We start from the raw sequence: 24543 nt of genomic DNA, 5'->3' as shown, positions 1-24543 counted from the left end.
ATTAAAAAATTACGTAAGGTTTGGAAGGATCATTTTTAGTGAAACTTGATTTTGTCTTTGGCAGTATTGCATAAAATGCTGAAGCATAAAAAGTAGGAAACACTGTATTAGATGCATTATCAATTAAAAAATCCTTAGTCTTTTTGAGATAATTTTGAGCTGCTTCTTCACAGGAAAGCCTTAACTCCTCTCTTCTGGTCTGGTCTAATCCTGCAGTATTTATAAACGACTCAGCAATGACAGAATCGGAGCTCATCATTAACTTAAAATCATCGCTTAGATTAAGAAATGGAATAGCTTCAGCAAAGGATTTATTTGCTAAATAATGTTTAATGATACTTAATAGCTCAAGCTTCTCTTGCTTTTCACTATCAGTACTAGATTTTAGATAATCCATAAAATCCTTACCCAATAATGGCTTTAATTGATACTCCTCAACTTTTGAGATATAACCTCTAATCCTTTTATAAAGCCTACGAGACTCTTTTACAGGAGGGAAAAACAAGGTTAAATCAGATGCTGAGCTTAGGAATAAACTTTTAGCATGTGCTCTTTCTGGACTACCGTTCCAGGTTGAAAAATCTTCACTATTATTATCTAAAAATGCCATGGCACTTTCCATCGCATCATCAGCAGCTTTGATACTGGAAGATAATATTTCAGAATAGGCCCACTTTGTCAAAGGAGTTACCTGGGCTTTATCTACAAATGAGACTCCCATATCTCCAAAAGTTGCGATAAGCTGAGGTAAGCCAATACCTAAAGCATAGTAGCCGGAAGCTATAGTTAGGTATTCTAATAATTGAGCCTCTTTTGCATTAGGAGTAGGGGTTGTAGATAATTGATCATAAAATTCTCGACCAATTTCATCTACTATAAACTTCAGCTCAGCTTGCTTTACAAATGGCTCAATGGTAGACCAAGAAATAGATTGCTGGACACCGCCTAATACATTCTTAAGCTCTACTTCATTCTTAATTAGCATTGTTATTAGGATTTTGAGTGGCTTGAGAAGGAGTTACATCATAGGTATAAAGCTTGATATCCTCAAACATGGCCACCTTATTTCTATTCCATCCATTGATTTTTTTGATCACTTGAAAATCAGCCAGTAATAACTCCCGATCTGAATAAGTTAAAAACCCTTGTTGAAAATTAGCAGCTGCCTCCAGCTCCTTACCTGATCCGCCTAGCTTCCCTCCAGTATCAATACCTGCCAGAACTGGTAGTACTCTATGTCCAGAAGCTTGAACTGTATTTGCTGTAGTAAATAGTGATGTATATGCATCATCACTCATTTTATTTTCTAGTGGAATAATCTTAATTCCAGACTCAGCATATCTACCTTCAGAAAGGACCTTATGGAAGGTAAAAAGCGTTTTATCTACATTGTCAATGCCTGATAACGTTTCCCCAATATTGTCTAAAACCTCTTTTTTCAACCGTTCCTCATCATATCCCTCTGGGTAAGAATCCTTTTCAAAGTAATTATCTGGAACAGAAATATGGTATTTGATATTATATCCATTATCAAGCCCAGAACTATGAAATTTGGGGATTTTGTTAGTTACCTCTGTCCAGTCTTTCGTTCCCCACCATTCTGCTATTGGATGGTAAGTCTGTCCAGGATAAATATCCCTTACATCTACAATGAACACAGGATATGCAGTAGGATTCTTAGGATCATAGGCAGGAATCTCTACATTCTCTGACTTTTTATAGTCCGCTTTACCAAAATTGGCATTAAGAACATAAGTATTTATTCTGTTATCACTTGCTGACATCTTTTTAGGTCTGCAGTGAAATGGATCCACTCGCTCATACGTATCAACTTTTAGAGGTAAAGGTGAAAGTGATATTTTGACAAAATATCTAGAAGCAAAGCATATATCCATGGCCTTTGCTTTTAGCGTTTCATAATATCCGATATTTTCTAAAAATTCATCGATTTGGATTGTCTCCTGGTCATTCTCAAGAACATATTCCTTTTTGCCATCTTTGACAGTTTTAGTCAAAATATCAATTCCTCGACCAAGCATAAAATCACGCTTTGTCTTTAAAAGTGGCCACTTATTTGGTGAAGATGTACAGATTTGATGAAACTGATGTAGCATCTTATCATCTACTCCAAATGGCACATATTCAGCAGACTTTGAAGAGCCTGTCATTCCATCATAGCCTGAATCATGGGCATTCCCAAATGTTACTCCAATACTGGATTTAGCATGGTGAACGACATAGACATTAGCTGAAATTTTCTCTACCATTTTGATTAAATTCTTACAATTTCCATTCCATTGAAATTCATGACTAAATCAATGGTAACATCAAAAACTTGACTATTTGACCTTTCAATACATCTCAAAAGGCCATTTCTGTTAAACTTTTTGCGTTCACCAAAATGAGAACTTCGACTCATGATGTTACTTTTTTCAACGTAAATACCATTTGCCTTATAAAAACCCAATGAGAATACAGAATTGGGCTTATTTACTTCTGATAAAAATTCATTGAAATAGATTGTCCTCATTGTTTTTAGCTTAAAACAAGATTAACTCATTCCTTTTTTTTTAAAAAGGACAGTTTTTTTACTGAAAACACACCTATTTTTGCAACATTTTTATTTATAAACAGCTGATTATCAATATTTTGGCATCAAAACGACTTATTTTAATGCAAATCACTCACAGCGAAGGCCCGCACTTTACCCTAGAAGGCAATTGCCATAAAAAATCCAGAATATAAAATGGGTTTATGTGAGACTAGTTAGCCCCGATAGATATATAATTGATTTTTCATTTGACCACTGGAGCCAACCCTATGCCCATACTTCGCATAGAAATAATAATCCAAGGCATCAGTACCATCAGGAGCATACTCTCTGCGAGCTAAAGGCTGTAGCTTCTCTTGCTTTTTGACTTTGGTATAGGTTTCTCCATCGATAGGAGTTGCTTGGAGTGTAATAATCAAAACCTTATTGGTATGCTGATTAATTCTGATTTTAGGGAGATTAGAGTCATCTTCAGATAAAAGACTATTCATTAAAGCATACTTCTTTTTATGCTTTGGATAAGATGTAAGCTCTTTTCGGAATACATCCCATCCATTCTTTTTCAATACTTGACAAAATCTGTCAAATGATGGTCTATTGTTATCAGAAGTCAACTCACTCCTACGATTGCCATTAGGATCACCATAGACAAATATGTCTTTACAAGCATGATTGCTGTATGTTTCACAGAACCATTCTGCTTGTTGAATAACGATATCCTTCCCAGAATTGGCTGTATTTGGCTTGATGAAATTTGAGCGAATGATTCTTTCTTCAGAAGAAACCTCTTGCAAAACTACAAGCCAGCAAATGTCCGCATTAAAATCAAGGGTTACTGCAAGAGGCTTATCCTCTAAATAATCATTTGACCTATGTATATGAAGACCTATTTTATCATCAAACTGGTATGATTGCTTTTCCCAGTATACATGCTTACTAGTTTTAAATGCATAATAAAAGCCATTAGGAAGGGTGCTTAGCCTCATGTTGGCTACTTCTACATCAAATATTAATGGATCATCACTTAACTTCTGTTCATCCCAATACTTTTGACCAGTGAGAGGATTATCTAAACATGTAGCTTCCACATACAGTAATTCGGGCTTTGTCTTTTTAAGCTCTTCATAACTCATTTCTCCCCTTTTAATATTCTGCTCTTTCCAGGCATCTTCAAGCTTGTAAATATGCATCCCTTCCTGATACCAGGCAGCAGAAGAAAACCCATAATGACAGTGGAAAAACCTTGAATTGGAAAATCTTTTATGCTCATTTCCACGAATGGCTTTAGCAATGATTTTATAGATGAAATCTTCACTCATAGTAGCCTGTTCATCATCAAACTGACCATCAATATTCAAACCTCTATGAGTTTCTGGTCTATCCTGGGAGACAAACTGAATGGTGAACCCATTAATAAAGCTCATGCAGTATTGGTAACCAAGTCGACCAACTTTCTTATACGGTTTCTCCCAGTGATCTGGAGGCTTAACCCCAATAACATAATGACCGAAAGGCTGAGACTTTGATAATTCAAAAATGCCCATATACTCCAGAGCCTCACGAATAACCGGTAATACAACTAAATCAATTTGTACGTAAGTAAGCCCAGTAAGGGCAAACTTTGCTCTAGGCATCTCCAAGTGAGCCATTCCTGCTGAAAATCCAAGAGTATGCGTTTTTGCTGAACCTCGTCCACCTATAAAACGTTTTAATCTGGCCCTTGATTTAAGGAATTTTATCTGTTTTTGATGTGCAAAAATCTTCATTATTCGTCTAGGTCTAATGCTTTTTGCCTCTGATTCAAAATATTGATATTATCTGTAAATACGAATGTAGGAGCATGTTTAAAATCTTCTGGATTAAGACCGCTTGCCTCTAAATCAAATAATCCTTCAAGCTTATCAGCTTTCTCCCAAAGCTTCCCAGCATTCTCATAGTCTCTATTTTTAGCACATAAATTCGCTAATGACCGATAATATTCAATACTTACTCTCTTTTTTCCTTCCCGATCAGCATTACCAATAACACCAAAAATATAATAGGCATCATTCACAATATTTCGAGCCTGTCTCCACTCAATTTTATACTCAGCACAAATAATAGACCTGATGATTTCATCTGTACGGCCTACTTTGAACATGGAAAATACTCTTCTGTAACGCTCCAGCATTTCACGATCAGTATCCGTTAAAAAGTCCTTATTGGGATATTCTGATGACTGCTCATAGAGAACCTCTCCAGCATAAAAGCGCAAATATTTATCTAAGCGGCTTTCATCAACTTTTAATAAGGCCTTGATCTTTTTGAATGAGCCTGCTTTAGAAACAATATTTGACATGCTATCCTATTTTGCTTGAGATTAAATTGATCTGTATTTCAGCCTGTGAAATCAATTTTGAGTAATGAGCTTTTTTAGCTGGAGTTTTAGCTGCTTTTAGATACCCTCTATATTTGGACAAATTCGTACGAATGTTAAGCATCTTTCGATTTAGTTCTAGTCTATCAGTAGGAAGGTCCAATGTTACTATGGTTTCTTCTTTTGTTTCTTGTACAGCTACTCCATGAACCCTAGCATAATGGTACTCATCTACTTTACTTAAATAATCTTCTCTCAATTGCTTAATTTCCTGGACTAACTCCACTTGACAAATATCCCTGGGCATATTTCGAAGCTCATTGATTTTTTTTGTCTTCAGCTGGTCCAATTGAGAAATCTGTTTTTGAATTCCGGCCAATAATGGATTTACATCATCTTTAGTTATAGATTCTTCTATCAAATCATCTACTGGGGTTTCTACAGGTATCTGTTTTATTACTTCTGGTTCAAAATTAGTAGTAGCATAAGATTTGACTATTGAACGCTGATTTTCAAGAGTTGGTAGGTCTATTAAATCTTGGTCATATTCAGCTTGCATTCTTTCTAGAATAGCACTAGCTATCATACGTTGCTTTAAATGCTCTTTAGTTATCATGAACGAATTTAGAAAAATGGCAATTGCCATTTCAGGACATTTTTTAAACAAAAAAAAGCAGGTAGTAATTACCTGCTTTTAATAAAATAGATAGCAATTGTTATTTTTTAACAGATGCTTTTCGAGCTTTTGGAGCTGGTTCTGGAGCTGGTTCCGGAGTTGGTTCTGGAGTTGGTTCTGGAGCTGGTTCTGGAGTTGGAGCATCTTCTAATGCTAAATCCCCCTTCATTTTTTCTAATTCTTTTTTTGCTGAGAGTTTAACTCGCTCAGCAAAAGTTATTGCTATTTTGGCCATGATAATTTATTTTGATTGGTCCTTTGAAATTGCTTTGACAGTAGATTCAGTTTTAGCTGGTACTACTTCAATAAATGGGCATCCCTCTTCCAAAAGTTTTTTAGCTACTACATCGGTCAATTTAGTAGCATCTAATGGAACAATCCCCATACTTGGGGAACATGCACCACGAGGAGGATTTCCCTCCCCATGGTTCAAACTTTCCTTTATTCTGTATTTTTTAAGCATGGTATTACAAGCTTACAGTATTGATCTCCAAGGTAGGTACCAATGCAGTTTGCAAACGCATATAGCCAAATGACAAGCCATCGACTTCACCTTTTAAAGTGTAGCCACGCTTATCATTCCCTTTTTTACCCAAAGCAAAGGTCTTTTTCAAGAAAATAGGATCATCAGTGCTTCCACATACAGCATAATCACCAGATTTATCCTGAACGATGATAAGCGCTCCTGCATTTGTGAATTTAGCCATCTCTCCATGCAAAGCATCAGAACTACCAGCTAAGGCAAATTCAATAGAATGCTTGAAAGACTGATAACCAGGCTCACCTGAATCATCCACCTTGTAATCTAAAGTGCCATCTGGAATAGCATACTCAGAAAACTTCTTATTAGCCACCAATGTAGGAAGTGCGGTGATACGCTGAGTTTCCTCATCAATTTGAGATGCTGTAGGATAATTGCCAACAATATCAGCTACTAAAATAACTAATAGTGTACGGGCTCCCCCCGGATTCGCTTTTTGGAACATTTGGCCGTCTAATGCGGCTAAGCTATTTACCATTTTATTTAAAATTTACGAGTGAATGAAAATATCTAGCCCGTTTCCAGGCTAGATAAAATTGATCTTAAGCAGTGAAGTTTGTCCAGATATGTGAACCATCAGCAAAGCCACATCCTGCCTGAGCATCCATGACAATAGCAATGTTTCGCTCACGCTTGTCATAGTCAATTGTCAAATCAGTTTTTGATGATGCTGAATCATACAAACGAACAAAATTGTTTCTTGTCGTAATGATTGGTCTTGTAAAACCATCCAAACCAGACTCAACTAAGAATGGAATAGATGTACCAGCAATTACTGATTTTTTAATACCAGTATTGAATGACGCCGATCCATATCTGGTCAAAAAGTCATTCTCATACTTGGTTTTTAAAGCTCTTGGAATTAAGCAAACTACTTTACCTAACATTTTAGTAGGTACTGATTCAACGATCTTTGCAAATTCAGCCACAGCATTTGTAGAAGAAATTACTGCAGTCTCAATCACATTACCGGTAGGAATATCCTCCGAGATAATAGCATCCAAAATCTGCTTTCTCCAGCCATCAAAAATAGCCAAATGGCTAGTTCCTTCAGCATTGTGAATTCCTTGGAAATAAGCAGTTCTAAGCTCCTCTTTTGCTTCAGACATGATAGCATTAAAGATGTAATCCGCAAATGGTAAAACATCATTAGCTATGCTATTTTTACGAACACTTGAAAGGTAGGATTTTTTCAAAATCTCTAACTTTTCTTGAGTTAATAAAAAGTTCATGGCAATAGGCTCCACTTTTGCCTTACGAGGTTTAACACCAAGAGAATCATTTACTGGGTTAAATACCTTTCCTGAAGCAAGTTTAATTCCTCCTGGTTGTAATGCTCCAGAAGCGTAAATTTTTGTCAATACCACCTCATTAGGAGTATCTAATTCAGCAGCATAATCTGCCATCGCTACAATGCCATTCTCTGCATCAGCTTCATTCTCTCCAAGGCCATAAACCTCTTCAAAAATATGATCTTTTCCATCAGTAGCTACACCTTGAAGCTCTTCTGCAATGTCTGATAATTTTAATGAATCTGCCATTTCTTCTTTTGGTTACAATTTTATTTCTGATTGATTTAGTGCAATAATTATTGGCCAGCTTTTTGCTTAGCTTGACGAGTAACTTCGCTCTCGTATTTTGTCTTTTTAGTACCTTCAGCTGAAGCATCTGACTTGATCCCCTTAATACCTAAAGAAACAAGGTTTCTATGCCAGGTATGAAGTTGTTTTGCTTCTGCCAAAAATGCAGTTCTTTGTTCACGAGTAGCCCCAAATGACTTAAGCTCGTTTTCAGCTGCTAAAAGAGAAGCTAAACGCTCTGGAGAAACAATTGAAGCTTCAGCTGATACTGAGTTTAAAGATGCTTCAGCTGGATTACTTTCATTAGCATCAGTTGATTCATCCTCTTGCTCATTTGCATCTTCAGTAGTTTGAGTAGAATCCTCATCACCTGGAGTAGGTCCATCTACATTTTTGTTCTCTTCTTTTTGAGAAGAATTATCACCTTGATCTGCCAAGGAAAATAAGTTTGCAAGTGTTTTAAACATTGTATTTGATTTTAGATTTACTTTTTAGACAATTGGTAGGCTCTTGATACAGCATCACCTATATACCCGATAGAATCAGCCATTCCTAGCTTTAGAGCTTCAGAACCAAAAAACATCTTACCTGAAAATACATCTTCAGAAATATCCTTTCTAGCTGATTTAACCATATTAATGAAAGCCTTTCGATAGACATTCAAATCAGCTTTAACACTGGCTAGAACATCCTGAGATAATGGTTCAACTGAATTGAAAAGAGCTTTATCTTCTGACCCATCAGCACGTATAATCGTTACTTTATGACCCTCTTTTTCTAAGAATGCAGAAGAGTCCACATGCATAGCTAAAACACCAATAGAACCTACTTCTGAAGTAGTTTTGCTTTCCATCATGATTTCAGTTGCTTGTGATGCTACCCAATAGCCGGCACTGGCTGCCATTCCTGCCACATGAGCAACAATTGGCTTTTGAGAGTTTTTCACCACATTGGCTAACATCTCAGTTCCATCAACTTCACCACCTGGAGAGTTAATTTGTATAACAATGGCTGATACTTCAGGCATTGTATTAGCTTCCAAAATCCAAGAAGCAATATCTTCAGAACCATAGGAGCAAAGGCCACCATATCTAGTCATTGATCCTATAATGCGAATAACAGCGACTCCTTGAGTTGAATTTGCCTGACTTAATGAATCATTTGAACTAGATGCTGCAGCGAATTTTATCAATTCCGGTAAGTGGCTAGACTTAGATTTATCAAGATCCCATTTCTCACTCAATTGGTCAAAAGAGCTTCCTTGATTAATTCTTTTCAGTAAAAATGCGGCCTGAACCTCGTGAAAACGAGGCTCCAGGGCCCAAGTTTTAGAAATAAGGTTTTCTATCATATAGAGCAAAACTCCATTATGCTCTTAAAAAAAAATAGGACAGTTTCAAATAAAAAGGCTACTTAAAAAGTAGCCTTTAAACAAAACCCTAAATATTCGCCTTTAACCCATAGCCTATTCTATAATTATTTGCTCCTCACTACTTGTAGGATCCTGTTCAATTTCCTTAATCCAAGCTAATGGTAGTTCTACCTTTAGAATAGGAGGAAAAATATTTGCATACTTTTCATCCAATAATTGATCAATTTTTTTAACCTCTAGGTGCTTTTCAAGCATAATGCAATAATCATCAAAAGTCAACTTATCAGCAGGAATAAATACTTCTAAATCTGAAGGAGCTGGAATCTGAGCAATGTCAAAAATATCGGTTGATTTTCCATTTTCATCGGTAATTACTCTACGATAATGAATATCAGATACTACATTAGTTAATTCTCCTAATTGTGGAATAGCCTCTACTTTAGAAACTATCCAATTATATGTTTTACTCATAGCTTTTTTAGCGATTTATCTCTGATCTCAATGAATCTACATCTGCTTTTAATTCTTGAATTGCTTTTACTAATACAGTATAAATAGCCTCCTTATCTAGTCCTAAATACCCCTCTCCTTCTTTAACTAAGTCTGGCATAATTTCTTTAACATCCTGAGCAATAAATCCAAATTGAATACCCTGTTCTATTTTATCTTCCTTCCAAAAATAGGTTACTGGAGTCAATTGAAGTATTTCATTTAAACCGTATGCAATAGGATTAATACCCTTTTTTAATTTTTTGTCTGAAGGATTTGTGTTTGTTAGAATTCCAGAATTTGAATAAACCGTTCCTGTTCCCAAAGAATTAATCTCCACACCAGATGCGGTTATTCTAACTCTTACGCTACCTGATGTATGAATTTCAACTGCTGTCCACTCACTTGGATTAATACCCCCCAATTTAAGAGTATTGCTTACAAAATCTAAGATTTTCCATGATCCCATTTTATAGTATGGAGAGTCAATGTAATTTTGAAATTCTACTTGACCAGCTGATTTTACTTTATAAGAAATCACTCCATTTGTGTAGAAATCTATTTGAGAAAATTGACTAGCAACTAATCCTCCAATACCTAATATGGAACCAACTGTATTAGCAAATGCTTGCCATTCTGTAATATAAAGAATACCATTTACGTTTGTATCCCCTTCAACGGTAAACTTATGACTTCCAATACTTGTAGTATTTACACCTACTCCAGTACCATTATCATAGATAAGACTATTAACAAAACCTAAAGCTGAATTTAATTTTTGAAGGAAGTTCTGAGTACCTCCCACGCTATTGGATCCATCTAATCCTTTTTGACCAGCTACAGCGATCTCCCAAATAGCGTAAGTACCGGAGCCAGCCACATAATCCACAATTACAATTAGAGTAGTACTGGTAAAGGAAGTAATTACACCTTCCATATAATTAGTAGGAGTAGTTGTATTTATTACTCTCACTCTTAATCCAGCAATAAACGCTGAACTTGTTGATGCTTTATTGGTAGTGAATGTCTTTGAACCGGTTCCAATAGTAATAGATGTAACTGAAGTTAAACCTTTGTATCCAGCTGAAGATGCTATATTAATAGTTTCCGTTAGTAGACTCTTAAAAAATGCTACAATCTGTTTAAAAATTGCCTTGGTAATTCCTTTAGAACCATCTATCCCTTTTGGTTTAGTAGAATCTAAAATATTATTTACACCTGATTCAAATTCTTCTGGAGTCATTGTCTATGAGTTAAAATCTGTACTAAATTCATTACTAAATTCAGCACTGATCATTATATCTTCCAAAGACACATCATCCATCATATAAGCTGGACTAGTAGCAGGGCCCGAAAGAATTATTTGATTACTATTTTTATCCGCTACTGTTTTTTTAATGGTAATCTCTAAACTAGCATCGCAAAACCATAACACTTCATTTCCATCTCTAAAAATGGCACAGTACTCCAAATTCTGCTTTCGAAGAAAAGTGAGCATTTGGGAGTTTACTGCAGGAACATCAATATTAAAGGAATGCATGCTAAAAGCTCCAGATGAAGGCTTATCTACATTCTCCGAATAAATACATGTGCTAAATAGCTGCTTCAAATTATAGATAATAGTATCATGAGCCATCCTTAATCCACCTGGTCTAATTGAAGACCCATTGGCATCAATTGACTCGAGGTATTTTCGATTAAAAATAAATAGGTCCTTTACCTGCTTACCATTTGTAAGGCCACTCCAGCTTTCAAAATTTCTTGTTTCCATGACAATTTAGTCTTATAACTCTTTAATAATCAGACTAATAAAGGACTAATTATCATTTGTAAGATACTTGAGATCTTTTACTCTTTTTATCAATAAATGGAGTATGAATTTCGGCACACTCTCGCTGGATGATTTTAATGGCATTATCCTCTGTCAACACTTCTTCAGTAAAATCATAAATCCGGTGAAAAACTACGGCACTGTTTGTCGTAGAATTTAACAGGCATTTATAGCCAGTGGCAAATCCCTTCATAAATATGCGACAATAGGACTCCAGCATATTGGTCATTTTCTTGATGGAGCTATCAGTCAATACTTCTCGGTCAAATCGACCTCCCAAGTAAAATTGAAGCTCTACCAGATGTTCCTCCTTTTCCAGCTCCAATACTCCTTCACCCTTCAATCCATGTAATACATCTTCTGCAATGGACCTGCTTCCAAATCCTAACCAAAATAAATAACCTAGATCCGAATTTAAACGGACATCTATTGGCTTCTTTCCAGAACCATATTGCTTAGTAATTAAATGCTTCACAAATGGCTTCACTTGAATAGTCAAAATCATAGCTATAGTTTTTTGACAAAGATGTCATTTTACGGGAAAATATGCAAGCAATGACAAGACATATTGTACTATTTTAATTTTAAATAATTAGTGGCTGATTTTGCTACTCTTTGCTCTTAACTCCTTGTTGCTGATTTGTAAAAAATTTATATTATTTATGTTATTTATAAATTTCATCACAACTAATTGATTTTCAATAATTTACGATTTTTATTGTTTATGTTAGAAGCAAAATCCGATTTATGTTAATTTATGTGAGCTGAAATTTCGGAGCTAGACAGTGATCTAGGTTTATGTTATTTTATATTATTAACATAAATTTTATAGTTATTTATATTATATATAATCTTCTGATTGTCAAGACCTTATTGTTTATTCGTACCAATAACATAAATAACATAAATGTTTACAGGTTTTAGGAAGTGGGGTAAAAGGGGATTTTGAGGCTAAAGCCAAACAAGTTGAAAATATTGAACTATTTTGGGATTTTGGGAATGGAGATATGTTAAATAGCAACGGCAACCTTGAAAGTTGCCGTAAGTATTAACCAGGAATATAGGATAGAGCTATTTATCAGGATTTATGCCAATTATATCCCCAAATTCAGCCTCAAATTTGTTAATGAATAGATTCAGTGTTGTAAGATCATATAGGTCTTTAAATCCATGGCCAATGATTCGCTTTGATTTAGTATTTACCCGGATTTGGTTCCCTTCAGCGATATCCTTTCTCATCTGGACCCAGATCTCACTTAGTTTACTGTAAGAGTGCTCTGCAGCTGACTCAATAGCTTCATGCTCGATCATTATAATATTCTTCATCTATGTAAGTATTTGAAGCTAAATTAGGCTAATAACCTAATCTATTCCAAATATGTACTACAGCTATTTAAATAAGAATGTCATAGTTCTACATTACGGCCATGGTTTCAAAAACTGGTATGAAGCTATTAACCCGAGCCTAGAAATTGAATTTAGTAACCTGGAAGGATTTGCCTACATCGTAGATGAAAGAGAAACTATTCCTGAGCTCAAGCAATGGCTAGAATCCAACTATGAGAGCATCTTTTCAGCTAAGCTATTAGATTGGTGTCCAGAAGTGATTTTGTGGCCACAAAATAGAAGCTTTCAGATGTTCGCTGAATGGTTCGACATTTCCTACATTTCAACGGTGATGGAAGTATGCAGCTAGTAAAATAACCCTCTTACATCTTGAGGTTTCCAGGGATTATTCTTTATGTATTCCTTGAACTCTTCAAGCTTCAGTCTATCGAACTTCCAGCCCTTAAATGACTCTTCATTAGATTTCATGAATTTGTCTAGGTCCTCTTTTTTTCGCGATAAATTGACTGAAATTTGAGCATAATAGGATAAGTCATTTACGTTAAATGCTAAGCTATCTTTGGGTATTTCAATATGTTCATCATCTATGATGATTATGGGGATCGAAGAAATAAAAGCTGCTGGTAGCTTAACAGATTTTGTCAAAGAAATTGACTTTTGTTTCCAGGTAAGTGTTTTTGTAATCTTGATCTTTTCCATTTTCTAAATATTTATGGTGAGCCCAATTTTAGAACTAATGGACCACAAATCGAAAATTAGAAAGCAAGAGTTATGAGAAAGTTATGGTTAGCTGTTTCCCTGATTGGAAAGGCATAAAAATTAAAGGGGAAAAATCCCCTTTAATTATGGCAAATGGTTATCAATTAACCATTTTTCAACTTCTGCCTGATTTATACAAATAGTTCGTAAGCCTTCATCATTTTCAAGGAGAACTCCTCCATTTTCAGATTCTGAAATACAATCAGATTTTAAACTATCGTAATGAAGTAAACTTGGGCTTCCTAATAATGTGACAAACCAGGATTTTTTGTGGGGTATTTTCATTGTATTTTATTTAAGTGATGAACTGTATTGTTCATCTAATAATAAATATCAAGCAAAACCCCCAAAGTCAATTTTAGGTTAAAAAAAGGTCATTTTTTTCAAGTTGTTTAAAAATTGGAACCAAGGTAAAAGTTAAATCACAGTAGCTTTCCGCTTCATTTATTAAATCTGGGGTATTTATACCAAATTGGTATGCTCGTTCCAAGCATTCTATCTCTTGTTCTAAAAGAGGCTTTCCGAGTGAATCCCCTTCTATCATTTTGAGGACTATTAAATATGCTACACCTCTTTCAAGGTTTTTGGTATCCATCGTATTTATAATTTCACGCTTGATATTATCTCGAAGGATTTGCATGGGGGTATATTTTGGATTGCTCATAGCTCTTTGTTTAATCTTGAGTCAATAATCTTATTTAACATATCATAGTAGCCCCAGCCTTTTCTTACAAAGCCTGTACCACTTTTATGATTTACATGTACTACTTTGTGGAGTGCTTTCATGTATAGAATGTCGTCGATCATCCTCATATCATCAATTGCCTCCTGAATATCATCCGTATTTTTCAATGCAGCTTCAACGAACAATAAACACTCTTTATCTTTCATTTTTGAAGTTCCGTATTTCTCCGAACCTAAAATATTTGGTTGTTTTCTCATGGCTTTAATTTTTGCATGGTATTAGTATCTGAATGGAGTAAAGTGAATTATTGCCATAGGCTGGCTTATGTTGTAACCTTTGAACCATGCTTTGAAATCGTTTAAGCTAAGGCCGTCGTTGTTGGCTAATAATTCAATGTTATTTAAAAAAAAGTCATGTAAAGGCCCGATAATGACAGGATTTTCAAATTCTTCATCTTCAAATTCCAATTTCTGAACCCCAACCCCTGAACCCTTATGAAGCTGGGCAAATTCTACCTGATTTGAATTATACGGCCTCCCTTCCCAATAGCGAAGTGATAAAACGGCCTTACCCTCTTGAACCTCTTTGATTCGCTTTTCCCATAAGCCGTAATTAGCTCTCATGGTATGATATTTTGGGTCTAATTTCCACCCTCCATCAAAATTGTATAGGTCTATTATACCCCCAATAGCATGTCTGCCATATTTTTCTTCTAAATAGCCCAATAAAACTTTACCTATTTTACCAACAAAATGTGTTTCCTGCCCTTTTCTTGGGTGTGTTGACGGATAGTATCTACTAACTGTCAAAATGTATGTTTTTAGTTTCATAATCCTAAAATTTGAATTAGTAGAATGACTATAATTATAACTTTCATTACTCCATCGATGTAAGAATCTATTTTTTCGACTGACTTTTGAAATTGCTCTGTTTGTTTTTCGAGATCATACTTGAATTGATCGCATAAATTAATCTCACCTTCATGAATAATATGACGAGCACTACAAAGACCTTCAGTGCTTCCAGATACAGGCAAATAGTTCCTGCACTGCTTACATTTGACATGTATTTTAGTTTTAGCTTTCATCTCTATTTATTGATTTAATGGGATATCCAATTTTAGATTTCCCTACTGTATTTTGAATGTAAAATTGAGCAGCCTAAAGATTATGGAAGACCTCCGATATCCAGACATCGCATGGCATCGAGTCCGGATATCCCTTTGAGTACACAATAAAATCATCAAGGGCAGTTCGATGTAATCTAACATTACCGTAGCCCAGTGAATGAGCTTGAACTTCTGAATAATACCTTCACTCAGAAGTATTACCAGGAGCATACTAATTAAGATCATGAGCTATTATTTTGGGTGAATTAAGTAGTTTGAAATAAGAGTCCTGGGCTTCATTTTTTCTTTTGAATGAACTAAGCAAAAGCCACTCCTGTCTTTTAGTTCTAAGGTCAATGACATACTTCTTAATGCCAGCTTTACTCCGATCAATGCGAAAACGGACAATTTGAAATCCGCATTCAAGTAATTTTAGTTCATCTACAGCTCTCATAATTCTTCTGGTTTGCAGGAGGTTAATCCTAGTGAATCGATTAAGTCTAATAAAAGTGGGTGCTTATTAACTAGGACATTCAAGGGGACTGGAATAACCAGGTTTTTCTTTACCTGGTCATCCGTTAATTCTCCGATTGAACCCGTACTATAGTTCTTAAATCTGTTTTCAGATATCAGGCCATATATGTCCCGACTTGTCTTACTTATGAATAAAATTGATTGCTCTGGCTTCATTAGAATGGGAGGTCATCTTTACTTGGTGGTTTAACATGCTGATTCGTTTGAATGTAGATGTACTCTACAGTAGTATGCTTTCCATACTCTTTAGCTGGCACGCTCCTTCTGATATAACCATGCTTTCTGGCATCACCACTTTTTGTCCATCCTGGTATATGCTGAGGATTTAGAACATATCCCATAAAATCAGCCCATGCTGCCAATTTCTTAAAGAATGATTGACTTGAAAATTTGGTTTGATTGGAGGTCTGCATGAAGTTTTCAAAAGCTACTTTTCTTTCTATGGCTTCATCCAAGTGATCTACAAAGAATGTATCTGCCCACTGTCTAAAGTTTTCGCCCATGATGGCCAAATTGTTTCTCTTCAGGATATTAGCAAAAGGAGGATCTATTTTTACGGCCTGTTCTGAAACAGTTAAATAGAATTGTAAGCAATGAGCCATGAAGTTGTAAAACTGATTCCATTCAGCATGGTCCCAGTTGCTATACATCCTTCTACCTAATTCAGTAAATGGAGTTCTAACCTCTCTATAATGCTCTAAATCTTCATGGTAATAATCAGAAAATACAGACCAAAGTTTACGGCCTTTAGAAGAGCCATCCATGTATTTATCAGCGAAGTTGGTATCAATGATAAACTTCCCAAACTCCTCCTCTTCTAGAGTAACCTTCATTTGATTCTTTGGATTGACCTCCAAGGACCCAGTGATCTTAGCAAATAGCTCTGTGAAGTTGAATGACTCCCCCACATCTTCAATGTAGATCATATCATTCCCTTTATTAACCCCACCAAAAATGTGCTTATCTGCTAAAAAGTTAGGAACCCGGCCATCGATATGAAAATAGTCTAGCATGGCTTTTAATCCTTTCACAAATAATCCCTTTCCAGCTCGACCATTACTAGCTCCCTCTTCACTTACTCGGTAATCCATTAATACTCCAGCCCAAGTTTTTGTTTGGTCCTTATACTTATGAAGCATATAACCGATTAAAAAAATACGATTGACAAAGGCCAACTTCTGATCTTGGATCTCACTATCAGTAAGTAATGAACCATCCAATTTAAATTGATTGGCCTTCTTATACTCCAAATGAGAATCAATAGTATTGAATGAAAAGATGTGCTTTTGCTGGTCCTGTGGGATATTATATTCTGCAAAATGAGCAGTAGCATCGGTACTATTTTCTAAAAGCTCTAATCTTGTTTCAAGTTCTACCTTCCAATGAATCCGGCATGTCTGTATAATGAACTTCATGAAATCTGGCATTTGCTCCTCTGGGCAAAATGTAAGGTCCCACTTATTCCCATTTTCAGAAATAGAAAAGAAAGGAGATAATATCTTAGGCATAAATTCCATGCCAGGAGTCTTTAACTCTTTTGGCTTCAAAATTTTATAGTCCCATACATAAGTATCTGGACTTTTTGTAGCTTCAATGGAGTTTTTTGTAACCTTCCAAGTAGTTTTTTCAAAGAATAAATACTGATAATCTGGGCCAAAATAGTCAAACTTTGGGTCCTTCATTTTAAGATTGCTTAGGCTATTTTCTGAAATTTGAACACTTCGATACATCGCATTCCTTAAGTCCTCACTAGCTCTTCTCTCAGATAAAAATGAGTGAATAAAATCCTTCACATCATTAGGCTGTACTACTGTAACTACATTATTTTCAATCTTAATCAAATCAAATTTTTCTTTATTCTTAAGATTCTCATAGCGGTAAAATCCATTCATCTGAAGGAAATTATAGCCCCTAACATTGTTAAATTCATAAGCATAAAGAGGTCTACCAAATCTCATTCTAGGGTCTCCTGAAGGAGTGAAAAGTCTCATTTCATCCCAGAATTTAAAGGGCAAAGCATCCTTGAATAATGTCTTAAAGCTTTCAGCATTATTATGCTTCAGATAGTCCTTTAGGTCCTTACACTTACCGCCTTTACCATCGCTCTTCTGAGCAAGCTCTTCTGGTAGCCAAATGGTTTTAATATCAAGGTAGATAGATGCTAAATTCTTAGCTGCAGACCTTCCTGTTTTATCAATATCAGGTAGATTATAGAAATCATAGCAAAGCTTATAAATGCTGGAAATTGCATCTTTATCTAATATGGCAGTCTCCGAGTTCATCCAAATGACTTTGTACCCTAGAGCGGCTAAATTCATAGCATCTGAGCCTCCAGATACAAGAATGATCTCTTGAAATTTCTCAGGTAAGCTCTCTTTGGCTTTTTCATTTTCAGCTGCAGCTTCACTATGAGATTCTGCATTCATCAAGCGATCAGCATTGATCTTGATGTTTTGCTCTAATACTGATTTGTGCTGCTGAATTCCATGGATAAAGTTGTCCACTTTCTTACCGGCATACATGAAGCGATAAGCTTTCTCTTCTGATTTTGGCTTGTAAATCTTCTGAAATGTACCTTCATCAAAGGCAAACATAGGGAATGATTCATTGGCATTATAGATATGAACGGTGCTACCATCAGACTTAACCTGCTCATAAGACTGCAGGGATTTTAGCCGGTAGTATTGGAATAATTTCTGGGCAAATTCTAATCTCTCTTCATCGGTTTTAGCTCTTTTACCTGCCCATTCAATACTATTCCAAGCATTCTTAGAAAGAATCAATTGAGCTTCATGAGCTTCCAAATCCTTATAAACCAAGTTTAAAACCTCTCCTGGCTTTTCTCCTTCTTTTACTGACCTGGAGGAATAAGTAGGTTTGGCCGGTGCTGAATTTTTGAGTTCTATATTATAGAATTTGGCAATGATTTTAAAAGCTTCAGAAGATTCACATCTATTAACCATCATGCATAACTTAAAAGCAGTAGTAGCTTTTAAATCAGGATCACCACCAAAATCATGGACCATCCAAACTCCGGTAGTCCTGTGCTTATATACTCCAGTAGAAGCCGTTTTATCATCATCCCTAAGCTTTACCTTCTTACTCTTATTGGCAAAGCATGGCTCCAATTCAGGGTAAATGGAAAGGATATAGGATTGACCTCCATCTATGGCTAAAATATCATCTAACTTAACATCCACCATGTCTATGATATTTTAGTAGTTGAACGGTTTCTTTTTCTATCATTTCTACTTAAATACTTTTCAAGAGTTAAAACAACTTTGCTTGTTTTCTCTATGCCAGCTTTACCTTGACTTACATTTTTATAGTCATTAATTCCATTTACTGAATCATAGTATTTATCCCCATTTATCAATACTCGAATCACAGAAATAGGACACTCTTTCTCTATTCTATTTTTCGCATTTAGATACCTTTCTCTCCAGTGTTCTACTGATATAATGTGAGGGCCAACCATTGTTGCACTTTTCTCCATAATTATTTGTTATTTTATGACGTAATTTTTAAGACCTAAATTTTATGTCATAAAAATAACCATTAAAAATCACAAAGTCCAAATAAAAGGTAACTTTTTTTCTAATCATACTATGGAAACTTTTGGAGAACGACTGCAACAAGCACGAAAAAAGAAAAAATTAACACAAGAAGAATTAGCCAATAAAGTGGGAATGGGTAGTAAGAGGGCTGTTTCAATGTGGGAAAATGACAATTCAAAACCTGAGACAGATACTTTATTAATGGTATCTCAGGTATTAGAAGTTAGTTTGGACTGGCTACTTACTGGAGTTAAGACTTATACTGATGAAAACGGCAAAATATCAATTGATGTAGAAGAATATGTAGAATATCTTAAGTATAAAAACGCTCAATTACAACGCGAGAATATCTCTCTAAAAAATCCTGAATCTTTATCTGTTCCACAATAATTGATTAAGTGGCAAAAACTCAAAATTTATCCAAAATTGGCCTAAAAACACTTCAAAAGCATGGTCATTCCAATGACAAACGAATGACAAATAGCCTTTAAATCAATGACAGAAGCGATTTTTATCTGTCTAGAAATGACAAAAAACAAATATTCAACAATTTGATTATCAATCCATTAGATGAAAACTACCTTGAAATCATCAAGTTCGATTCCCATCCCAGGTACGATAATCGACAAAAACCCTTCCAAGCAATTGGAGGGGTTTTTTGTTGGTAAATGGGCTAATCAAATCACACATAGTAAACCACATTATTTTTCTTCCAAAATTCCTTTTATCTTGGCTTAAATTCTACCCATTTGACCCATGAAAAAAAGTTTATTCACCCTCATCTTAATCACCATCAGCTTGACCCATTACGGGCAAGTTCTTTCTCCCATCATTAAGCCACATCCAAGTATTGACAATCAACGATTGGCCTATGTAGATACCGTTTTAAAACAGTATGTAGATAAAAATTGGCTGACAGGTGCTGTAACCATCGTAATAAAAGACAATCAAGTAGTCCACTATAAAGGGCACGGTTATGCCGACTTAGCTTCCAAAAAGCCCATGCCCGCCGATGCCATTTTCCGCATCATGAGTCAAACCAAAGGAATTACCAGCGTAGGCATCATGCAACTTTATGAAAAAGGAAAATTTAGTCTGGATCAATCCATTGGAGATTTTATTCCTGAATTCAAGAAACCCAAAGTCATCCAAGATTTTAATCCTGCCGATACCAGTTTCACCTTCATTAATGCCAAAAGAGAAATTACTTTTCGTGATTTATTGACACATAGCTCCGGAATTGGATATGCTGACATCGGTTCTGACCGCATGAAGGCTATTTATGCCAAAGCTGGTGTACCTTCGGGACTTGGGACTTTCCGTGCCAATTTGTTAGAAAAAATGAAGATTCTTGGCAAACTACCTTTGGAACATCAACCCGGGGAGAAATTTACCTATGGCCTCAATACTGATTTATTAGGCTGCCTCATTGAGGTTATCAGTGGCCAAAGTTTGGAAGAATACCTTCAGAAAAATATCTTTGATCCACTAGGAATGAAGGATACCTATTTCAATGTTCCAGCCGAAAAGGCTAGTAGACTTCCAGGCGTATATACCGAAGATGCGCAGAAAAATATCATTGCTTGGGCGCCAACTTTTCGGAATATCAACCCCAACTATCCTTTGGATAAAAAATCGTATTTCTCTGGTGGGGCAGGACTTTCCTCCACGGCTTTTGACTATGCCATTTTCTTACAAATGCTCCTTAATGGGGGTAAATACAATGGAAAACAGATTTTAGGAAGAAGAACCGTAGAGCTTATGACCAGCCCGCAGTTGGATTTCATCAAAGATGGGGCTGATAATTTTGGTTTGGGCTTTTCCATTACTTCCGAAAAATCCAGCCATTTACATGGTAGAAATAAAGGCTCTTTTAACTGGGGAGGCTATTATGGGACCACCTATTGGGCTGATCCTAAAGAAAACATGATCTGCCTAATCATGACCCAGCATACCCCTAACTCGCATGGAGATTACAGCAGAAAGGTTGAAAATATCATTTATAGCAGTTTGCTGCGCTAAGATTTGTCAAGCTCGAATTGTCGCCGTAGATTTGATTTGTCAACTTAGCTTTGTCAATAGATTTGTCAACTTTTAAAAAGTTGACAAAGCTTGGATTAATATCATGCAAAAAATTGTCCTTACCATTTGCTCCATTAATTATTTAGCACAAGCTAAATCATTGGGAGATTCTCTTTTAGAACATAATCCAGACTATACCTTTTTAATAGGTTTGGTGGATCGTTTGGACCAATCCAGCATAGATAAATCCCAATTGCCTACTTATCCTTTGATTGAATTACATACCATTGGAATCGAGGATCTAGACGAGCTTTGTGATAAATACAATATCACTGAATTAAACACTGCCGTGAAACCTTTTTTCATGGAATATGTGTATAATACCTATCCAGAGGCTGAAATAGTACATTACTTTGATCCAGACATTTTGGTTTTTCAAGCGCTGAATGAAATTGAAACACCTTTAAAAAACCATAGTCTAGTTCTAACTCCCCATATTGTAAGCCCGTATCCAGACACTTCTCGTCCACAAGAAACGGATTTGTTAAACACGGGTATTTTTAACTTAGGATTCCTAGGTACCAAACGTAGTCCTAATACCCTCGCTTTCTTACACTGGTGGAAAGAGCGCCTCCGCGATCAATGCTACATCGATTTAGCCAATGGCATGTTTGTAGATCAATTGTGGGTGAATTTTGCTCCCGTTTACTTTGATGATGTGTACATTAGTCGGCATTTAGGCCTTAACATGGCCTATTGGAACCTGCATGAACGAACTTTAACAGGAGAAAACATTCCATATTCAGTCAACGACTCAGTACCCCTTATCTTTTTCCATTTCTCAGGTTATCATCCTGAAAACCCTACCGAAATCTCAAAATACCAGAATCGCTATACCTTTCAGGAAAAGGCAGATGTGGCTACGATTTTCGACCAATACGCACAAATTTTGATTAAAAATGGGCATGAAATGTACAAGAAATTTCCTTGTTTTTATATCAAAACCCCTACGCCCAAACCTAGAAAACGCTTTTTACGCGTAAGAAAATACCTGAGTTTACCTTTTCAAAAGGTGGTTAACTTCATCGATAAGGTTCAAATTTAATTGCGCCATTTCAATTAACAATTTCATAGCAATTAGGTAACAATTAAGTAACATGATTATCTGTCCTTTGTGCTGTTTTAAGCCAAAAGCCACAATCAATGTTCGCCTTGATATTCCTGTTTTTGTTTCAATCCCAAGCAACTCCCCCCATTCATGGTCAAATTTTAGACATGAATAGAAATCCACTGGTTGGAGTGACCATTCGGGTAAACCAACAAAAATTATATAGCGATGCTGAAGGTCATTTTACCTTAAAGTCTAAACTAAATAAGGGAAATTTTACTTTCTCCGCTATTGGCTATAAAAGCAAAACGCAATATTTGGAGGCTAGTGAAAGAGAATTGACCATTTTGTTACTCGAACAAAAACCTGAAATCCGTCAACAACCCTAATTACAAGATCGCAAATTCCACTCGGCGGTTCATTTGTCGGCCTTCTTCCGTTGAATTATCTGCCTTAGGCTTCGTTTTACCATAGCCCTTAGTTCTTATTCGGTCCGACTTAACCCCAGCGTTCATCAAGTAGTTTTTAACTGCGTCAGCACGATCTTGGGATAACTTATTATTCAATTCATCCGAGCCCGTATTATCGGTATGTCCTGATATTTCGATTTGGAGGGTTGCATTCTCTTGCATCACTTGAACGATGCGCTTCAATTCAGGATCTGATTCAGCCGTCAAAGTGGCTTTACCCGTTTCAAAGAATAAATTATTAATCGTCATACTTGACCCTTTGGCAATAGGAGCCATCACCAAATCGCGCTCATCTAATTCCAAATACCGTCCTCTCAATTTACTTAAATCGATATTGATAGAACTTGGCAAAAAGCCCTTAGTCTTGGCTGTAATTCCATAATTGACGCCATAAGGTAACACGAGTTTATATAAACCTGTCTTAGGGTCAGGTTTAGCGATACCAATGGTTTTACCAGTTTTTAAATCCTCATAGCTGATATTTGTCTCGTCGGGAACCTTACCCGTTTGAGGGTCCAAAACTCGACCAGAGACCAATACAACGGCTTCTGACTGCTCACTGGAAATAGATCTAGGACTACCTTTCACATCTTGTTGAGCCAACACTGGTTTTTCTTCCAATTGAGGTGCTGTAGGTTTAGCCGGGACAGGTACTTCTGGTTCAGCTTCTATAGCAATCCGGAAAATATCTTTTTTCCCTAAAGAATTTTTGGAAGATAAAAAATAAGCATAATCTCCTTTCGCCGACAAGCTATAATAGGCATCGTATTCTTCGGTATTGATAGGTCCTCCTAAATTAATGGGAGTACGCCAATTGGTCCAGCTATTGTCCAAGCGCTTGGACATGTAAATATCTTGACTTCCCTGCCCTCCAGGTCTGTCCGAAGAGAAATACAAGGTCTTACCATCAGCCGCTAAAAATGGGGTTGTTTCCGAAAAATCTGTATTGATGGTTCGACCCAAATTCTTAGGTTCGGTCCATTTTCCCTCATTCAAAAAGCTAACATACAAATCATCTCTGTCTGAATTCTTTTTCTCTGAAAAAGCCAATAACAGCGCCTTGCCATCCATGGTCAAATAGGCATATTCATTTTTCCCACGACTTAATTTCTCATAATCAGGAATATCCAACTTTTCAGGTATTGACCATGAATTCATGGTCTTTTTCGACATCGAAAATCCTCGAGTTTCGTAAACACCTTGCACGTAAGCTCCTTTCAATAAGATAGTTTGTCCATCAGGAGAAATAGATAAAATGGTATTGTATTGATCTCGATTTAAGACATCTGGCATTCTTTTGGCAGTACTCCAAACATCCCCAATGCGTTCGCTATACCAAATATCCTGTGAACCCGCCACGGTTTCTGAGCCCGTGGTTCCATATTTATTGGATGGGTGATTTTTTCTTCCAAAATACAAGGTCTTTCCATCTGGTGCCATCACCGGATTTAATTCCGAATAGTCAGAATTAATGGCGGAACCCAAATTTTCAGGTAATTTTTGGGCCTGAGTGTCCAAAAGACCAAGGAACAACAAGAAAAAAATCACATATTTCAT

Annotated in this window: 31 protein-coding genes; 6 read left to right on the top strand and 25 right to left on the bottom strand. The window is 36.1% G+C overall.

The genetic code is table 11. The features are described 5' to 3' along the window. Position 1: 1 nt before the first annotated feature. From HME7025_RS00475 to HME7025_RS00400, 16 genes are all read right to left on the bottom strand, one after another. Positions 2–985: a DUF6712 family protein gene (locus tag HME7025_RS00475; protein WP_109321758.1), complete on the bottom strand. Its 984-nt coding sequence runs from the start codon at positions 983–985 to the stop codon at positions 2–4. Further along, a complete protein-coding gene (locus tag HME7025_RS00470) occupies positions 975–2267 on the bottom strand; it encodes a hypothetical protein (protein WP_109321757.1) in 1293 nt (430 codons plus the stop codon). Before HME7025_RS00470 ends, HME7025_RS00475 begins: the two co-directional genes overlap by 11 nt. A gap of 5 nt (positions 2268–2272) precedes the next feature. Further along, complete coding sequence (locus tag HME7025_RS00465; RefSeq protein ID WP_109321756.1) at positions 2273–2530, bottom strand: hypothetical protein; 258 nt, start codon at positions 2528–2530, stop codon at positions 2273–2275. Positions 2531–2766: 236 nt separating this feature from the next. Further along, the gene (locus tag HME7025_RS00460; RefSeq protein ID WP_109321755.1) at positions 2767–4317 is read right to left on the bottom strand and encodes a hypothetical protein; all 1551 of its coding nucleotides are present in this window, start codon (positions 4315–4317) and stop codon (positions 2767–2769) included. Then, positions 4317–4889, bottom strand: a complete 573-nt coding sequence (locus HME7025_RS00455) for a hypothetical protein (protein WP_109321754.1) — start codon at positions 4887–4889, stop codon at positions 4317–4319. Before HME7025_RS00455 ends, HME7025_RS00460 begins: the two co-directional genes overlap by 1 nt. Position 4890: 1 nt before the next feature. Next, positions 4891–5523, bottom strand: a complete 633-nt coding sequence (locus HME7025_RS00450) for a hypothetical protein (RefSeq protein ID WP_161956178.1) — start codon at positions 5521–5523, stop codon at positions 4891–4893. A 100-nt stretch (positions 5524–5623) separates the two neighbouring features. Continuing rightward, a complete protein-coding gene (locus tag HME7025_RS13455; RefSeq protein ID WP_109321752.1) occupies positions 5624–5818 on the bottom strand; it encodes a hypothetical protein in 195 nt (64 codons plus the stop codon). A 6-nt stretch (positions 5819–5824) separates the two neighbouring features. After that, positions 5825–6046 (bottom strand): hypothetical protein, encoded by a 222-nt coding sequence (locus tag HME7025_RS00440; protein WP_109321751.1) that lies wholly within the window; start codon positions 6044–6046, stop codon positions 5825–5827. Between the two features lie 4 nt (positions 6047–6050). Continuing rightward, positions 6051–6602, bottom strand: a complete 552-nt coding sequence (locus tag HME7025_RS00435; protein ID WP_109321750.1) for a hypothetical protein — start codon at positions 6600–6602, stop codon at positions 6051–6053. A gap of 64 nt (positions 6603–6666) precedes the next feature. Further along, a complete protein-coding gene (locus tag HME7025_RS00430; RefSeq protein ID WP_109321749.1) occupies positions 6667–7665 on the bottom strand; it encodes a hypothetical protein in 999 nt (332 codons plus the stop codon). A 47-nt stretch (positions 7666–7712) separates the two neighbouring features. Then, positions 7713–8171 carry a hypothetical protein gene (locus tag HME7025_RS00425; protein WP_109321748.1) on the bottom strand — a complete coding sequence of 153 codons (459 nt, stop codon included), beginning with the start codon at positions 8169–8171 and terminating at the stop codon, positions 7713–7715. A 17-nt stretch (positions 8172–8188) separates the two neighbouring features. Then, positions 8189–9055: a S49 family peptidase gene (locus HME7025_RS00420; protein ID WP_109321747.1), complete on the bottom strand. Its 867-nt coding sequence runs from the start codon at positions 9053–9055 to the stop codon at positions 8189–8191. 114 nt (positions 9056–9169) lie between these two features. Then, entirely contained in the window at positions 9170–9547 is a 378-nt protein-coding gene (locus HME7025_RS00415) for a DUF7936 family protein (RefSeq protein ID WP_109321746.1), read from the bottom strand. 7 nt (positions 9548–9554) lie between these two features. Beyond that, the gene (locus HME7025_RS00410; RefSeq protein ID WP_109321745.1) at positions 9555–10808 is read right to left on the bottom strand and encodes a tail fiber domain-containing protein; all 1254 of its coding nucleotides are present in this window, start codon (positions 10806–10808) and stop codon (positions 9555–9557) included. Between the two features lie 3 nt (positions 10809–10811). Beyond that, on the bottom strand, positions 10812–11336 hold the full coding sequence (locus HME7025_RS00405; protein ID WP_109321744.1) for a hypothetical protein: 525 nt from the start codon (positions 11334–11336) through the stop codon (positions 10812–10814). Positions 11337–11388: 52 nt separating this feature from the next. Further along, positions 11389–11901: a hypothetical protein gene (locus tag HME7025_RS00400; RefSeq protein ID WP_109321743.1), complete on the bottom strand. Its 513-nt coding sequence runs from the start codon at positions 11899–11901 to the stop codon at positions 11389–11391. Positions 11902–12774: 873 nt separating this feature from the next. Here HME7025_RS00400 and HME7025_RS00390 point away from each other — a divergent pair. Next, positions 12775–13092, top strand: a complete 318-nt coding sequence (locus HME7025_RS00390) for a hypothetical protein (protein WP_109321741.1) — start codon at positions 12775–12777, stop codon at positions 13090–13092. On the opposite strand, the gene HME7025_RS00385 is transcribed toward HME7025_RS00390, so the two are convergent. The 8 genes from HME7025_RS00385 to HME7025_RS00340 form a co-directional block, all read right to left on the bottom strand. Beyond that, positions 13089–13442, bottom strand: coding sequence for a hypothetical protein (locus tag HME7025_RS00385; protein WP_109321740.1), 354 nt, complete (start codon positions 13440–13442; stop codon positions 13089–13091). The genes HME7025_RS00390 and HME7025_RS00385 overlap by 4 nt on opposite strands. Before the next feature lie 144 nt (positions 13443–13586). Next, complete coding sequence (locus HME7025_RS00380) at positions 13587–13787, bottom strand: hypothetical protein (protein WP_109321739.1); 201 nt, start codon at positions 13785–13787, stop codon at positions 13587–13589. Between the two features lie 73 nt (positions 13788–13860). Next, positions 13861–14166, bottom strand: a complete 306-nt coding sequence (locus tag HME7025_RS00375; protein WP_109321738.1) for a hypothetical protein — start codon at positions 14164–14166, stop codon at positions 13861–13863. Then, positions 14163–14444, bottom strand: a complete 282-nt coding sequence (locus HME7025_RS00370) for a hypothetical protein (RefSeq protein WP_154401907.1) — start codon at positions 14442–14444, stop codon at positions 14163–14165. Before HME7025_RS00370 ends, HME7025_RS00375 begins: the two co-directional genes overlap by 4 nt. Before the next feature lie 21 nt (positions 14445–14465). Next, positions 14466–15017 (bottom strand): hypothetical protein, encoded by a 552-nt coding sequence (locus HME7025_RS00365; protein WP_109321736.1) that lies wholly within the window; start codon positions 15015–15017, stop codon positions 14466–14468. Then, complete coding sequence (locus HME7025_RS13400; protein WP_109321735.1) at positions 15014–15274, bottom strand: hypothetical protein; 261 nt, start codon at positions 15272–15274, stop codon at positions 15014–15016. Before HME7025_RS13400 ends, HME7025_RS00365 begins: the two co-directional genes overlap by 4 nt. Positions 15275–15984: 710 nt before the next feature. After that, positions 15985–19032, bottom strand: coding sequence for a hypothetical protein (locus HME7025_RS00345; RefSeq protein ID WP_109321732.1), 3048 nt, complete (start codon positions 19030–19032; stop codon positions 15985–15987). A 2-nt stretch (positions 19033–19034) separates the two neighbouring features. After that, positions 19035–19325, bottom strand: coding sequence for a hypothetical protein (locus HME7025_RS00340; RefSeq protein WP_109321731.1), 291 nt, complete (start codon positions 19323–19325; stop codon positions 19035–19037). A 112-nt stretch (positions 19326–19437) separates the two neighbouring features. Between HME7025_RS00340 and HME7025_RS00335 the strand changes: the two genes are divergently transcribed. The 5 genes from HME7025_RS00335 to HME7025_RS00320 all read left to right on the top strand — a co-directional run bounded on the left by HME7025_RS00335 (position 19438) and on the right by HME7025_RS00320 (position 22905). Beyond that, the gene (locus HME7025_RS00335) at positions 19438–19776 is read left to right on the top strand and encodes a helix-turn-helix domain-containing protein (protein WP_109321730.1); all 339 of its coding nucleotides are present in this window, start codon (positions 19438–19440) and stop codon (positions 19774–19776) included. A gap of 180 nt (positions 19777–19956) precedes the next feature. Then, the gene (locus HME7025_RS13395; RefSeq protein WP_161956177.1) at positions 19957–20124 is read left to right on the top strand and encodes a hypothetical protein; all 168 of its coding nucleotides are present in this window, start codon (positions 19957–19959) and stop codon (positions 20122–20124) included. Positions 20125–20142: 18 nt separating this feature from the next. After that, a complete protein-coding gene (locus tag HME7025_RS00330) occupies positions 20143–21408 on the top strand; it encodes a serine hydrolase domain-containing protein (protein ID WP_109321729.1) in 1266 nt (421 codons plus the stop codon). A gap of 103 nt (positions 21409–21511) precedes the next feature. Further along, the gene (locus HME7025_RS00325) at positions 21512–22513 is read left to right on the top strand and encodes a glycosyl transferase (RefSeq protein ID WP_109321728.1); all 1002 of its coding nucleotides are present in this window, start codon (positions 21512–21514) and stop codon (positions 22511–22513) included. Between the two features lie 98 nt (positions 22514–22611). Then, positions 22612–22905 carry a carboxypeptidase-like regulatory domain-containing protein gene (locus HME7025_RS00320; protein ID WP_109321727.1) on the top strand — a complete coding sequence of 98 codons (294 nt, stop codon included), beginning with the start codon at positions 22612–22614 and terminating at the stop codon, positions 22903–22905. Here HME7025_RS00320 and HME7025_RS00315 read toward each other — a convergent pair whose 3' ends face one another. Continuing rightward, positions 22906–24543, bottom strand: coding sequence for an OmpA family protein (locus tag HME7025_RS00315; protein ID WP_109324852.1), 1638 nt, complete (start codon positions 24541–24543; stop codon positions 22906–22908).

Source organism: Aquirufa nivalisilvae, assembly GCF_003143535.1.
Taxonomy (GTDB): domain Bacteria; phylum Bacteroidota; class Bacteroidia; order Cytophagales; family Spirosomataceae; genus Aquirufa; species Aquirufa nivalisilvae.
Note: the sequence above shows the minus strand (reverse complement) of the source record. Positions and strands in the feature narration are given on the sequence as shown.

What these genes read in the sequence shown, in the direction of transcription:
- HME7025_RS00475 (WP_109321758.1), bottom strand. Translation starts at nt 985, where the DNA reads ATGCTAATTAAGAATGAAGTAGAGCTTAAGAATGTATTAGGCGGTGTC.
- HME7025_RS00470 (WP_109321757.1), bottom strand. Translation starts at nt 2,267, where the DNA reads ATGGTAGAGAAAATTTCAGCTAATGTCTATGTCGTTCACCATGCTAAA.
- HME7025_RS00465 (WP_109321756.1), bottom strand. Translation starts at nt 2,530, where the DNA reads ATGAGGACAATCTATTTCAATGAATTTTTATCAGAAGTAAATAAGCCC.
- HME7025_RS00460 (WP_109321755.1), bottom strand. Translation starts at nt 4,317, where the DNA reads ATGAAGATTTTTGCACATCAAAAACAGATAAAATTCCTTAAATCAAGG.
- HME7025_RS00455 (WP_109321754.1), bottom strand. Translation starts at nt 4,889, where the DNA reads ATGTCAAATATTGTTTCTAAAGCAGGCTCATTCAAAAAGATCAAGGCC.
- HME7025_RS00450 (WP_161956178.1), bottom strand. Translation starts at nt 5,523, where the DNA reads ATGATAACTAAAGAGCATTTAAAGCAACGTATGATAGCTAGTGCTATT.
- HME7025_RS13455 (WP_109321752.1), bottom strand. Translation starts at nt 5,818, where the DNA reads ATGGCCAAAATAGCAATAACTTTTGCTGAGCGAGTTAAACTCTCAGCA.
- HME7025_RS00440 (WP_109321751.1), bottom strand. Translation starts at nt 6,046, where the DNA reads ATGCTTAAAAAATACAGAATAAAGGAAAGTTTGAACCATGGGGAGGGA.
- HME7025_RS00435 (WP_109321750.1), bottom strand. Translation starts at nt 6,602, where the DNA reads ATGGTAAATAGCTTAGCCGCATTAGACGGCCAAATGTTCCAAAAAGCG.
- HME7025_RS00430 (WP_109321749.1), bottom strand. Translation starts at nt 7,665, where the DNA reads ATGGCAGATTCATTAAAATTATCAGACATTGCAGAAGAGCTTCAAGGT.
- HME7025_RS00425 (WP_109321748.1), bottom strand. Translation starts at nt 8,171, where the DNA reads ATGTTTAAAACACTTGCAAACTTATTTTCCTTGGCAGATCAAGGTGAT.
- HME7025_RS00420 (WP_109321747.1), bottom strand. Translation starts at nt 9,055, where the DNA reads ATGATAGAAAACCTTATTTCTAAAACTTGGGCCCTGGAGCCTCGTTTT.
- HME7025_RS00415 (WP_109321746.1), bottom strand. Translation starts at nt 9,547, where the DNA reads ATGAGTAAAACATATAATTGGATAGTTTCTAAAGTAGAGGCTATTCCA.
- HME7025_RS00410 (WP_109321745.1), bottom strand. Translation starts at nt 10,808, where the DNA reads ATGACTCCAGAAGAATTTGAATCAGGTGTAAATAATATTTTAGATTCT.
- HME7025_RS00405 (WP_109321744.1), bottom strand. Translation starts at nt 11,336, where the DNA reads ATGGAAACAAGAAATTTTGAAAGCTGGAGTGGCCTTACAAATGGTAAG.
- HME7025_RS00400 (WP_109321743.1), bottom strand. Translation starts at nt 11,901, where the DNA reads ATGATTTTGACTATTCAAGTGAAGCCATTTGTGAAGCATTTAATTACT.
- HME7025_RS00390 (WP_109321741.1), top strand. Translation starts at nt 12,775, where the DNA reads ATGTACTACAGCTATTTAAATAAGAATGTCATAGTTCTACATTACGGC.
- HME7025_RS00385 (WP_109321740.1), bottom strand. Translation starts at nt 13,442, where the DNA reads ATGGAAAAGATCAAGATTACAAAAACACTTACCTGGAAACAAAAGTCA.
- HME7025_RS00380 (WP_109321739.1), bottom strand. Translation starts at nt 13,787, where the DNA reads ATGAAAATACCCCACAAAAAATCCTGGTTTGTCACATTATTAGGAAGC.
- HME7025_RS00375 (WP_109321738.1), bottom strand. Translation starts at nt 14,166, where the DNA reads ATGAGCAATCCAAAATATACCCCCATGCAAATCCTTCGAGATAATATC.
- HME7025_RS00370 (WP_154401907.1), bottom strand. Translation starts at nt 14,444, where the DNA reads ATGAGAAAACAACCAAATATTTTAGGTTCGGAGAAATACGGAACTTCA.
- HME7025_RS00365 (WP_109321736.1), bottom strand. Translation starts at nt 15,017, where the DNA reads ATGAAACTAAAAACATACATTTTGACAGTTAGTAGATACTATCCGTCA.
- HME7025_RS13400 (WP_109321735.1), bottom strand. Translation starts at nt 15,274, where the DNA reads ATGAAAGCTAAAACTAAAATACATGTCAAATGTAAGCAGTGCAGGAAC.
- HME7025_RS00345 (WP_109321732.1), bottom strand. Translation starts at nt 19,032, where the DNA reads ATGGTGGATGTTAAGTTAGATGATATTTTAGCCATAGATGGAGGTCAA.
- HME7025_RS00340 (WP_109321731.1), bottom strand. Translation starts at nt 19,325, where the DNA reads ATGGAGAAAAGTGCAACAATGGTTGGCCCTCACATTATATCAGTAGAA.
- HME7025_RS00335 (WP_109321730.1), top strand. Translation starts at nt 19,438, where the DNA reads ATGGAAACTTTTGGAGAACGACTGCAACAAGCACGAAAAAAGAAAAAA.
- HME7025_RS13395 (WP_161956177.1), top strand. Translation starts at nt 19,957, where the DNA reads ATGAAAACTACCTTGAAATCATCAAGTTCGATTCCCATCCCAGGTACG.
- HME7025_RS00330 (WP_109321729.1), top strand. Translation starts at nt 20,143, where the DNA reads ATGAAAAAAAGTTTATTCACCCTCATCTTAATCACCATCAGCTTGACC.
- HME7025_RS00325 (WP_109321728.1), top strand. Translation starts at nt 21,512, where the DNA reads ATGCAAAAAATTGTCCTTACCATTTGCTCCATTAATTATTTAGCACAA.
- HME7025_RS00320 (WP_109321727.1), top strand. Translation starts at nt 22,612, where the DNA reads ATGTTCGCCTTGATATTCCTGTTTTTGTTTCAATCCCAAGCAACTCCC.
- HME7025_RS00315 (WP_109324852.1), bottom strand. Translation starts at nt 24,543, where the DNA reads ATGAAATATGTGATTTTTTTCTTGTTGTTCCTTGGTCTTTTGGACACT.